Here is a 10,275-nt window from a genome sequence, read left to right as displayed (position 1 = left end):
AGCCGGATCCGAAGGTCTTCCGAATAAGCCCGCGCCACCCAAACCTCCTGTCCAAGCCAACAGGAGACTCCACCGCTTCGGCCCGCTCGGGAATCCACACCCCAATCACATTCGATTCAACAGGCGCGGGAAACGCTCTAGGGTCTCTGCCCGGCCCCCACGAGAAAGGCCGGACGCTCGCGCGCCCGGCCCTTTCCGTTCTCAGGCGGAGGCCGCCCCTAGAGCTCCGGGTGCTTGTTGACCCCGGCCCCGTGCGCCCAGTGCCGGATGAAGAAGCTGGCGACGACGAAGGCGACGCCGCAGCCCACCCCCACCCAGCCCAGCTTGTTGAAGCCGTCGAGCGAGGTAGCCAGCGCCGCGGCCGGATCCAGCACCTGTCCGCCGATGGTTTCGGTGCCCATGAGACCCGCGATCCGGCCGCCCACGAGTTGAGCGATGGAGGACGACAGGAACCAGACCGCCATCATGAACGAGACGATGGAGGCGACCGAAAGCTTGGTGATCTCCGACAAACCCACCGGCGACAGGAAGAGCTCGCCCGTGGTGTGCAGCAGGTAGAGCATGCCGAGGATGATCAGCGGCATGCGGAAGGCCGAATCGGTCATGCCCGCGCCGGCCGCCCAAACCACCACCAGGAAGCCCAGGCCCACCTGGATCAGGCCGAGGCCGAAGGTGAAGGTGGGGTCCAGGACCTTTCCGCGCTGGCCGAGCCAGGTCCACATCACCGCGAAGATCGGCGCGAAGATGAGGATGAAGCCGGCGTTGAACGACTGGGTCTGGGCCGCCCCGATGCCGGTGTCGATCCAGGACCACCAGTTGGCGGGCTGGATGCCGACGGCGGCGAGCTGGTCGGCGCTGCCCATCGGCAGGCCCAGGAAGCTGGTCGCCTGGCTTGTGATCGAGAGATCGACATTGCGCGAGGCGAACAGGTTGAGCGAGGTGCCGGCCTGTTCGAAGAGGGTGAAGAACACCACCGCGCCGAAGATCAGCACCATGGCGAGCATCATCCGCTCGCGTTCGACCTTGTCGCACTTCTTGACGATGAACCAGACGATGAAGGCGAGCGCCGCCAGGGTGGAAAGGGTCAGCCCCCAGCCCACCAGGTCGTTGCGCTGCACCAGCAGCCAGATCGGGATGACGCCCAGGAGGCCGCCCAGATAGATCAGCCATTCGCGGTTGATCGGGCCGACCAGCGGCTCCTTGAGGCGTTCCGGGTTCGGCGGCTCGCCCTTTCCCTGCAGCAGGGGCTTGCCCAGGACAAAGACCACCCAACCCAGCGCCATGCCGACTCCGGCCAGGCCGAAGCCCGCCCACCAGCCGACATTCTGGCCCAGCAGGCCGCACAGCACCGCGGCCCAGAAGGCGCCGAGATTGATGCCGTAATAGTAGAGGGTGAAGCCGGAATCCCGCCGAGGGTCGCCCTGCGGATAGAGCTGGCCGACGATGGTGGAGATGTTGGGCTTGAGGAAGCCGACGCCCATGATGATCAGCGAGACCGCCAGGTAGAAGGCGTTGACCCCCATAGGGTCGCTCTTCTTCACCATGGTGTAGCTGCCCTCGGCCAGGACCGGCGGCAGCGGCGCGCCGGGCTCGAGGTTCTTGATCTCCAGCCCGCCGCTGGCGACCGGTCCGAAGTCATAGGCCTTTTCGCCGACCATCAGCTTGACCGAACGCGATTCCATGCGGCCCTCGGCGGCGACGGCGTAGCTCTGGCCCTGATAGACTAGGGTCTGGGTGGTTGGACTGCCCTCGAGGGCCATGGTCATGTGGCCGGCGACCAGCAGCAGGGCGCCAAAGGCCACGGCCTTGCGGGTGCCCAGATAGCGGTCGGCCAGCAGGCCGCCGATCAACGGCAGCAGATAGACCAGGCTCGTATAGGACCCGTACTGGGCGCCGGCGGCCTCATCGTCGAACAGCAGGTGTTGGGTGAGGTAGAAGATCAGGATGCCGCGCATCCCGTAGTAGGAGAACCGCTCCCACATCTCGGCGAAGAACAGGATCATCAACCCTTTCGGGTGGGTCTTCAGCAACTGCAGCAGCACCGGAATCCCCGTCGCCAATGTGACGAGGATCCCCAGCAGGATAACGATATTCATGAGGGCGGTTCTTCCAATCCTTGGACGGCCGGCGCTCCCCGGGGTGTTTTCTCCCCCCGCCGGGCTAGTTTGGCGGGAGAAGATCACGCGTTAAGGCCAAGCACAAGCAAGCCTGCCCTTGTGGCGGCGGGACCCGCGTCCCCATCTCAGGCGTTATCCGTTCAAAGGAGGAGCGTCCCATGAAGATTCCCGGCCCGGACCATCCGATCACCATCGCCCCCGCCACGACACGCTGGCGCGCGATGTTCGACGACCACGTGATCGCCGACAGCGGCGACGCCCTGGTCCTGCGCGAGGCCGACTATCCGCCGGTGATCTACTTCCCGCGCGGCGACGTCTCGATGGAATATTTCTCCAAGACCGACCGCTCGACCCACTGCCCGTACAAGGGCGACGCCGCCTACTACACGATCCTCATGGACGGCCATTTCGCCGAGAACGCGGTCTGGACCTATGAGGAACCCTACCCGGCCATGGAGCAGATCCGCGGCCGACTGGCCTTCTATCCGGACAAGGTCGAGGTCTATGCGGTGGAAGACGACGTCGTCGATCCGGCCCACCACCACACCAAGACCATCGACGAGGTGATCCTGCACACCGACTCCGGCTCTGGATCCAGCCAGCAGACCCACTGGCCGCCGAGCGAAGACGCGCCCCGCCCCGGGGGAGTCTAGGCTTCGCGCGGGCCGGGCCACTCGGCCCGCGCGCCCTCTGGCGCCAAGCTCATCCCGACGCCCTCCGTCGCGCGGATAGGGATAGCGCCCAGATCGAAGTCGTCGAGGCAGAAGACGTTGACCCCGTAGTGGTCGGGGGCCGCGCGCTTGCGGTGAAAGGTGTAGATCCCGCAGCGGTTGCAGAAGTAGTGCTTCGCCCGCCGCGTATTCCATCGATAGAGCGACAGCAGTTCCTCGCCGGCCAGGATGGTCAGGGCGCTTTCATGCACCTTGGCCATGACGGCGTTCTTCTTGACGCACAGCGAACAGTCGCAGGTGGTCAGCTCCACGATCTCGGCGTCGACCTGGAAGCGAACCGCGCCGCAGTGGCAGGACCCACGCGGCATGGTCAGTAGGCGAACTCTTCGAAGACCTTGCTCGCGTCGCCCTGCCAGCGGCCGTTGTACAGCTCGAGCAGGCGCTCGGCGGGGGTGATCCCGCTGTCGGCGATCTCCTCCAGCTCGGCCAGATAGCCGGTCTCGTCGACCAGGCCGCCGCTCAGGCGGTTGCGGTTCTTCAGACCCTGCCGGGCGATGGCGACCATGTCGCTGGCCACGTCCTGGACGCTACGGCCCCCGACCTTGGCCTTCAGGCCCAGCCGCGCCACGTCGGCGCGCAGCCGCTCGTGGTCCTCGACCTGCCAGTCCTTGCAGAGGTCCCAGGCCGCGGCCAGCGCCGCCTGATCGTAGAAGATGCCGGTCCACAGGGCCGGCAGGGCGCAGAGGCGGCTCCAGGGCCCGGAATCCGCACCGCGCATCTCCAGGTACTGCTTCAGCCGCACCTCAGGGAAGGCGGTGGTGGTGTGGTCGGCCCAGTCCTTGAGGCTTGGGCGGTCGCCGGGCAGCTCGGCCAGCTCGCCGGCCATGAACTTGCGGAAGGACTTGCCGGAGAGGTCGACATACTTGCCGTCCCGCTTGGCGAAATACATCGGCACGTCGAGGGCGTACTGGGCGTAGGTCTCGAAACCGAAACCATCGGCGAAGACGAAATCCAACATGCCGGTGCGGTCTGGATCGGTGTCGGTCCAGACGTTGGCGCGGGCCGACAGGAAGCCCGACGGCTTGCCCTCGATGAAGGGGGAATTGGCGAACAGGGCCGTACAGATCGGCTGCAGGGCCAGGCTGGTGCGGAACTTGGCCACCATGTCGGCCTCGGAGCCGAAGTCGAGATTGGCCTGCACCGTGCAGGTGCGGAACATCATGTCGAGGCCGAGATTGCCGACCTTGGGCATGTATTCCCGCATGATCTTGTAGCGGCCCTTGGGCATGATCGGCACGTCATCGCGCCGCCAGATCGGCGTGAAGCCGAGGCCCAGGAAGGCCAGGCCCAGCTCGTCGGCGACGGTCTTGACCTCCTGGAGGTGGACGCCGGTCTCCTCGCAGATGTCGTGCATGGTCTCCAGCGGCGCGCCCGACAGCTCGAACTGGCCGCCTGGCTCGAGGCTGACATTGGCCTTGCCGCGTTCGAGGGCGATGACGTTTTCGCCCTCGTAGACGCCCTTCCAGCCGAACCGGGTGAGGCCGTTCAGCAGGGCCTGGATCCCCGCGGGGCCCGCGTAGGAAACCGGCGCGTGCGTGCCCAGGCGGAAGACGAACTTCTCGTGCTCGGCGCCCACGCGCCACTGGTCAGCCGGCTTCGAGCCGGCCTCGAACCAAGCCAGGATATCCTCTACTGCGAGGGGTCGGTCGTCCGTCACGACGTCGGCCATCTCAATCTCCCCCAAGCCCATACCGAAACGGCGGCGATCTTTACGCTGTTCAAACAGGTGGGCGCAAATCAGGAAAGCTCAAGCCCCCGCCAGTCTCCCTGCGCCGCCTGCCACAGGGTGAGCGCGCTAATGGCCGCTGTGTCGGCCCGCAGGATCCGAGGCCCCAGGGCGGCTGGCACGGCGTAGGGCAAGCCGCGCAGGGTCGCGCGTTCGGCCGGCGAGAAGCCGCCCTCCGGCCCGATCAGTATGGCCCAGGGCGCGGGCGGGACGCCGTCCAGGGCCGCCAGCACCGGCTTGGCGTCACCCGCCTCGTCGCAGAACAACAGCCGTCGCGGCGGGTCCCATTCGGCCAGCAGCTTGGCGAGCTTCACAGGCTCCAGGATCTGCGGCACGTCCATGCGGCCGGTCTGCTCGGCGGCCTCGGCGGCGATGATCTGCAGGCGGTCGATCCGCGCGCGCTCGGCGTTGGTGCGTTCGGTGATCACCAGCCGGACGCGGCGGGCGCCCAGCTCGGCGGCCTTTTCGACGATGGTCTCCACCCGCGTGCGCTTGACCACCGCCACCAGCAGGTCGACGTCAGGCGCCAGGGCCTGAGGCCGCTCCAGGGCGGTGAGCCGCAGGATCGCGCCGCGCTTGCCCGAGACCTCGATGACCGCGCGCCACTCGCCGTCGCGGCCGTTGAACACCAGCACCTCGTCGCCGACCACCCGGCGCATCACGGCGGTGAGGTAGCGGCTTTGGCCGGGGTCCAGGGCGAGCGCCTGGCCCTGGGTGAGGTCTGCGGAAACGAACAAGCGGATCATGGATTGAGGTTCTAGCCGGGGGAACGGGATCAGGACTAGTTTGACGACATGGCGAAGCTCGACAACGAAGCCTACGAGGCCGAACTCACCGCCCTGCAGCTGGCCCTGGTCCGCTATCAGCAGGCGGCCATGGAGAGCGGCGAAAAGGTGCTGATCATCTTCGAGGGCCGGGACGCGGCCGGCAAGGACGGCGCCATCCAGCGGATGATCGAGCACCTCTCGATCCGATACACGCGGGTCATCGCCCTGCCCAAGCCGACCGAGGTGGAACGCAGCCAGTGGTACTTCCAGCGCTACGTCCAGTATCTGCCGGCGGCGGGCCAGATCATCATCTTCAACCGCTCCTGGTACAATCGGGCCGGCGTGGAGAAGGTGATGGGGTTCTCCACGCCCGAGGAGCAGGAGGTCTTCCTGCGCGACGTGCCGCACTTCGAGGAGATGCTGGTCGAGAGTGGGATAAAGCTGGTGAAGCTTTGGCTCGACATCAGCCGCGAGGAGCAGGCCGAACGGCTGAAGGAACGGCGCGAAGACCCGTTGAAGGCGTTGAAGACCAGTCCCCTGGATGACGTCGCCCAGGCGAAGTGGGACGACTACAGCGACGCCCGCGACGAGATGCTGACCCGCACCCACAGCGCCGCCGCGGCCTGGAGGTGCGTGGTGACCGACAAGAAGAAGGTCGCGCGCCTCAACATCATGCGCCACGTGATCGACGCCATCGCCCCCGAGAAGATCGCCAAGAAGGTCGCCAAGCCCGATCCGGCGATCTTGTTTCCCTTCGAGATCGCCGCCATCTCCGATGGCCGGTTGAACAGGTAGCGGAGCCAAACGGGGGTGGAACAGATCTCGGCGCGGGAGGCCCGCCGCATCGCGCTGGCCGCCCAGGGCTTCGCCGACCGGCGGCCTGCCGCGCCGGGCAGGCGCCACGTGCTGAAGACCATCGACCGGCTGGGCGTCCTGCAGATCGACTCGGTCAATGTGGTGTCGCGCACCCATTACCTGCCGCTGTTCTCACGCCTGGGCGCCTATCCGCGGCCCGTGCTGGACGACGTCGCCTGGGGGAAGAAGCCTGCCCTGATCGAGTACTGGGCCCATGAGGCCTCGCTGCTGCCGGCGACGACCCACCCCTTGTTCCGTTGGCGGATGGACGACGCCCGCGAGGGCGTCGGGACCTGGACGGGGATCGCGCGGTTCCTGCGGACCCACCCGGACTTCATCGACCGGGTGCTGAACGAGATCGAGACCCGCGGGCCCATGCCAGCCTCGGAACTGGAGTTGGGCGCCAAGGGGGCCAAGGGCTGGTGGGGCTGGAGCGAGGGCAAGCGCGCGCTGGAGTGCCTGTTCTGGATCGGCGACCTGACGGCGGCCACCCGGCGCGGGACCTTTGAGCGGGTCTACGGCATCGCCGACAAGGTGCTGCCCAGGGCGATCCGCGAGACCCCGACACCGGACCGCCAGGACGCCCAGCGCGAGCTGATCCGCATCGCCGCCCGCGCCCAGGGCGTGGCCACCGAGCGCGACCTGCGCGACTATTTCCGCATGGGGGTGGCCGAGACCAAGGCGCGCATCGCCGAGCTGGTGGAGATGGGTGACCTGGCCCCGGTGACAGTGAAGGGTTGGGGCCAGCCGGCCTATCTTGACCCCGCCGCGCGGCGACCGCGCAAGGTCGCCGCCAACGCCCTGCTCTCGCCCTTCGACAACCTGATCTGGTTCCGCGAGCGCGCAGAGCGGTTGTTCGACGCGCGCATCCGGCTAGAGATATACACCCCGGCCCATAAGCGGGTGCATGGCTACTATGTCCTGCCCTTCCTGCAGGGCGAGGCGCTCACCGCCCGCGTCGACCTTAAGGCCGAGCGCAAGAGGGGCGTGCTGGCGGTGCAGTCGGCCCATTCCGAGCCGGGCGCGAACGCGGCGACCCCGGACCTTCTGGCGGCGGAACTGAAGCTGATGGCCGGCTGGCTGGGCCTGGACCAGGTGCAGGTCGCGCCGAAGGGTGATCTGGCCGCGCGGCTGGCGGCGGCCGTGGGCTAGACCTTCGGCGTCATCACCAGCCATGGGGTCGGTTTGATGCGCCATTCCCAGACCGCCAGGAGCTGGTCGAGGTGGCCCGACTGCGCCAGCCAATCCGGCAGGGGCAGGGTCTTGGGCTGGGTGTCCAGGCGGACGATGTCGTGGGTGGGGGTGAAGCGCTCGACCAGCCGCGCGAGATTGCCCGGCCGGTAGACGTCGTGGGTCTCGACGATGATTGTCATGCCCGCGAGCGCCGGCGAGAGGTCGGGGCGCAACAGGTCGTCCTCGGCGCCCTCCACGTCCATCAGCACCAGGCAGTTCTGGCCCTCGAAGGCCTCGAAGCCGGTGGGGACGAAGGTCTCGCCGACCATGACCCGATCGGCGACCCCGTTTGCCTCAGCCAGCGCCTCGCAGGCGGCGCGGGCCTTGGGCTCGATGTCGTAGGCGTAGATCGTGGCGTGCGTCATAAGCCGGGCCAGGCCCACGGCGTAGTAGCCCTCGGCGCAACCCACATCGATCACGGTCTCGAAGCCCTGCTGGGCGAAGGCCTCGATATGGGGATGCAGTTCGGACTCGTAGGTTCCCAGCAGCCGCGGCGCCAGCGCGCCCTCGGTGGCGGTGCGCAGATAGGACATGCCGGCGAATGGCCCCTGCAGGATCACCTGGCCGTGGTGGCGGACATAGGCGTCGACGATGGCCGAGGCCCGCCAGAGGGCCAACACCCGCAGTGCCATGTTGAGCTCCTGCGGCTGGCTGAGCGGCGGGTCGCGGTCCAGCCGCTCGCGCAGCCACTGAACCACTTGCTCCGCATAGGTCATGACGCGCCTCGGCCCGGAATCATGACCGACATCTAGCACCGATGGGCGAGCGCCGTCAGGCCGTTCCCTCGGTCACCGCGTGGAGCCGGGCATAGGTACCGCCCTTCTTCACCAGCTCGGCGTGGCGACCCTCTTCGACGATGCGGCCTTCCTCGAACACGAGGATCCGGTCGGCGCCGCGGATGGTCGAGAGCCGGTGGGCGATGACGATGGTCGTACGACCCACCATCAGCTCTTCCATCGCCGCCTGGACCTGGCGCTCGGTCTCGACGTCCAGGGACGAGGTCGCCTCGTCCAGCACCAGGATCGGGGCGTCGGCCAGGAAGGCGCGGGCTATGGCCACCCGCTGGCGCTCCCCGCCCGACAGCTTCACCCCGCGCTCGCCCACCAGGGTCTGGTAGGCTGCCGGCAGCTTGGCGATGAAGTCGTGGGCGCGAGCTCGCTTGGCGGCGAGCGCGATCTCCTCGTCCGTCGCCTCGGGCCGGGCGTAGCTGATGTTCTCGGCGATGGTCCGGTGGAACAGGGCCGGGTCCTGCGGCACCACGGCGATGGCGCGGCGCAGGCCGCCCTGGTTCACCGTAGCGATGTCCTGGCCGTCGATCAGGATGCGGCCGTCCTGCAGGTCGTAGAGCCTCTGGATCAGCTTGACGAAGGTCGACTTGCCCGCTCCCGTCGGGCCCACCAGGGCCACGCGCTCGCCCGGCGCGATGCGCAGGGTGAAGTCGCGGTAGAGCGGCTCCTCCGCCGACTTGTAGCGGAAGGTGATCCTGTCGAAGACGATCTCCCCCAGTTCGCCCGCGAAGGCCGGCGCGTTGGGAATGTCCAGCACTTGGGGCGGTGTCCGAGCGTAGCGCGCCACGTCCTCCACGTCGTCCAGGCCCTTCTGCATCATGCGGACATTCTCGCCGATATTGCGCAGATAGCCGCTCATCAGCATGAACGACGTGATGGCGAAGGCCACGTCGCCGGCGGTGGCGTTCCCCTGGGCCCAGAGCCGCAGCAGGAGGCCGGTCAGCCCCGCCTGCAACACCACCAGCAACAGGTTGTGCCACAGCCAGACATTGATGAACCGGGTCCAGGTGGTGAGCGTCAGTCGTCGCCACAGCGCCGTGATGCCGCCGATCCGAGCCTCCTCCCGGTGCTCGGCCCCGAAGGACTTCACGGTCGGGTTGGACGAGATGGAGTCGGCGAGCGCCCCGCCGATGCGGCTGTCCAGGGCCACCGACTTGAGGTTGGCCGGCCGCACATACTTGGCCGTCAGGATCAGGTTTGAGGCGACATAGATCACCACCACCGCCAGGGAGAACAGGCCGACGCTAGGCCAGCGGGCGATCATCACCCCCGACAGGCCGAACAGCACCAGCATGGCGGGGCCCAGCCACAGGACCACGGAGTCCGAGACCATGTCATAGCCCCACATGGCGCGGCTGAGCCGCCGCACCGTGGAGCCCGCGAAGGTGTCGGCGTGCCAGTCGGACGAGAACGACTGGACCCGCTTGAAGCCCTCGTCGGTCATCTCCTTCATGTTGGCCGCGGCCAGGGGATTCCAGAACCGGAAACTGATGTTGCGGATGATGGCGAAGGCCAGGTAGACGCCCACGAAGATCGCCCAGGCGTTCCAGGCGAGCTCGGCCCGCGAGGGGCCGGCCGCCACGGCGTCGACCAGCTCCCCCGCCGCCCAGGGCAGGGCCAGGTCGAACCCCACCGAGGCAAGGGTCAGCACCACGCAGGCTGTGAGCAGCACCGGCCGCCGCAGCCAGAACCGGGCGATGAAGCCCAGCACCTGGCCGTTGGAGAGCACCCGCTGCGGCTGGTCGTCGGTATCTTCGTAGTGCTCGGTCACTAGACGATCCCCTCGGTGACGGCGTGCAGCCGCGCATAGGCCCCGCCCTTGCCGATCAGCTCGGCGTGGCGGCCGTCCTCGACGATGCGACCCTGGTCGAAGACCAGGATGCGGTCGGCGCCGCGGATGGTCGGCAGCCGGTGGGCGATGACGATGGTGGTTCGGCCCACCATCAGCTCCTCCATGGCCGTCTGGACCTGGCGCTCTGTCTCCTCGTCCAGAGAGTACGTGGCCTCTTCCAGCAACAGTTTAGGTGCGTCGGCCAGGAAGGCCCTGGAATGTGCCAC

General features: G+C 67.7%; 9 protein-coding genes and 1 pseudogene. 3 read left to right on the top strand and 7 right to left on the bottom strand.

Annotated elements, in window-relative coordinates:
- Nucleotides 1–218 precede the first annotated feature (218 nt).
- Nucleotides 219–2,096 carry a peptide MFS transporter gene (locus tag Q8Q88_RS24635; protein WP_305677820.1) on the bottom strand — a complete coding sequence of 626 codons (1,878 nt, stop codon included), beginning with the start codon at nucleotides 2,094–2,096 and terminating at the stop codon, nucleotides 219–221.
- Nucleotides 2,097–2,275: 179 nt separating this feature from the next.
- Here Q8Q88_RS24635 and Q8Q88_RS24630 point away from each other — a divergent pair, with 179 nt between their 5' ends.
- Entirely contained in the window at nucleotides 2,276–2,770 is a 495-nt protein-coding gene (locus Q8Q88_RS24630) for a DUF427 domain-containing protein (protein ID WP_305677819.1), read from the top strand.
- Here the strand turns inward: Q8Q88_RS24630 and Q8Q88_RS24625 are convergent.
- From Q8Q88_RS24625 to Q8Q88_RS24615, 3 genes are all read right to left on the bottom strand, one after another.
- On the bottom strand, nucleotides 2,767–3,156 hold the full coding sequence (locus tag Q8Q88_RS24625) for a GFA family protein (RefSeq protein WP_305677818.1): 390 nt from the start codon (nucleotides 3,154–3,156) through the stop codon (nucleotides 2,767–2,769). The genes Q8Q88_RS24630 and Q8Q88_RS24625 overlap by 4 nt on opposite strands.
- Before the next feature lie 2 nt (nucleotides 3,157–3,158).
- The gene (locus Q8Q88_RS24620; protein WP_305677817.1) at nucleotides 3,159–4,517 is read right to left on the bottom strand and encodes a glutamate--cysteine ligase; all 1,359 of its coding nucleotides are present in this window, start codon (nucleotides 4,515–4,517) and stop codon (nucleotides 3,159–3,161) included.
- A gap of 68 nt (nucleotides 4,518–4,585) precedes the next feature.
- Complete coding sequence (locus Q8Q88_RS24615) at nucleotides 4,586–5,320, bottom strand: 16S rRNA (uracil(1498)-N(3))-methyltransferase (protein WP_305677816.1); 735 nt, start codon at nucleotides 5,318–5,320, stop codon at nucleotides 4,586–4,588.
- Between the two features lie 48 nt (nucleotides 5,321–5,368).
- Here Q8Q88_RS24615 and ppk2 point away from each other — a divergent pair, with 48 nt between their 5' ends.
- Nucleotides 5,369–6,136: a polyphosphate kinase 2 gene (gene ppk2 / locus Q8Q88_RS24610; RefSeq protein ID WP_305677815.1), complete on the top strand. Its 768-nt coding sequence runs from the start codon at nucleotides 5,369–5,371 to the stop codon at nucleotides 6,134–6,136.
- 15 nt (nucleotides 6,137–6,151) lie between these two features.
- On the top strand, nucleotides 6,152–7,348 hold the full coding sequence (locus tag Q8Q88_RS24605) for a winged helix-turn-helix domain-containing protein (RefSeq protein ID WP_305677814.1): 1,197 nt from the start codon (nucleotides 6,152–6,154) through the stop codon (nucleotides 7,346–7,348).
- On the opposite strand, the gene Q8Q88_RS24600 is transcribed toward Q8Q88_RS24605, so the two are convergent.
- The 3 genes and pseudogenes from Q8Q88_RS24600 to Q8Q88_RS24590 form a co-directional block, all read right to left on the bottom strand.
- Nucleotides 7,345–8,145 carry a 50S ribosomal protein L11 methyltransferase gene (locus Q8Q88_RS24600; RefSeq protein ID WP_305677813.1) on the bottom strand — a complete coding sequence of 267 codons (801 nt, stop codon included), beginning with the start codon at nucleotides 8,143–8,145 and terminating at the stop codon, nucleotides 7,345–7,347. The genes Q8Q88_RS24605 and Q8Q88_RS24600 overlap by 4 nt on opposite strands.
- A gap of 55 nt (nucleotides 8,146–8,200) precedes the next feature.
- Complete coding sequence (locus tag Q8Q88_RS24595) at nucleotides 8,201–9,988, bottom strand: ABC transporter ATP-binding protein (RefSeq protein ID WP_305677812.1); 1,788 nt, start codon at nucleotides 9,986–9,988, stop codon at nucleotides 8,201–8,203.
- A pseudogene (locus Q8Q88_RS24590) lies at nucleotides 9,988–10,275 on the bottom strand (ABC transporter ATP-binding protein); the annotation flags it as partial. The pseudogene Q8Q88_RS24590 and the gene Q8Q88_RS24595, both read right to left, overlap by 1 nt.

Origin of the sequence: Phenylobacterium sp. (genome assembly GCF_030697925.1) — a bacterium.
Lineage (GTDB): Bacteria > Pseudomonadota > Alphaproteobacteria > Caulobacterales > Caulobacteraceae > Phenylobacterium.
Note: the sequence above shows the minus strand (reverse complement) of the source record. Positions and strands in the feature narration are given on the sequence as shown.

Excerpts from the sequence above, each read along its gene's own strand:
- Q8Q88_RS24635 (WP_305677820.1), bottom strand. The coding sequence starts at position 2,096 with ATGAATATCGTTATCCTGCTGGGGATCCTCGTCACATTGGCGACGGGG.
- Q8Q88_RS24630 (WP_305677819.1), top strand. The coding sequence starts at position 2,276 with ATGAAGATTCCCGGCCCGGACCATCCGATCACCATCGCCCCCGCCACG.
- Q8Q88_RS24625 (WP_305677818.1), bottom strand. The coding sequence starts at position 3,156 with ATGCCGCGTGGGTCCTGCCACTGCGGCGCGGTTCGCTTCCAGGTCGAC.
- Q8Q88_RS24620 (WP_305677817.1), bottom strand. The coding sequence starts at position 4,517 with ATGGCCGACGTCGTGACGGACGACCGACCCCTCGCAGTAGAGGATATC.
- Q8Q88_RS24615 (WP_305677816.1), bottom strand. The coding sequence starts at position 5,320 with ATGATCCGCTTGTTCGTTTCCGCAGACCTCACCCAGGGCCAGGCGCTC.
- ppk2 (WP_305677815.1), top strand. The coding sequence starts at position 5,369 with ATGGCGAAGCTCGACAACGAAGCCTACGAGGCCGAACTCACCGCCCTG.
- Q8Q88_RS24600 (WP_305677813.1), bottom strand. The coding sequence starts at position 8,145 with ATGACCTATGCGGAGCAAGTGGTTCAGTGGCTGCGCGAGCGGCTGGAC.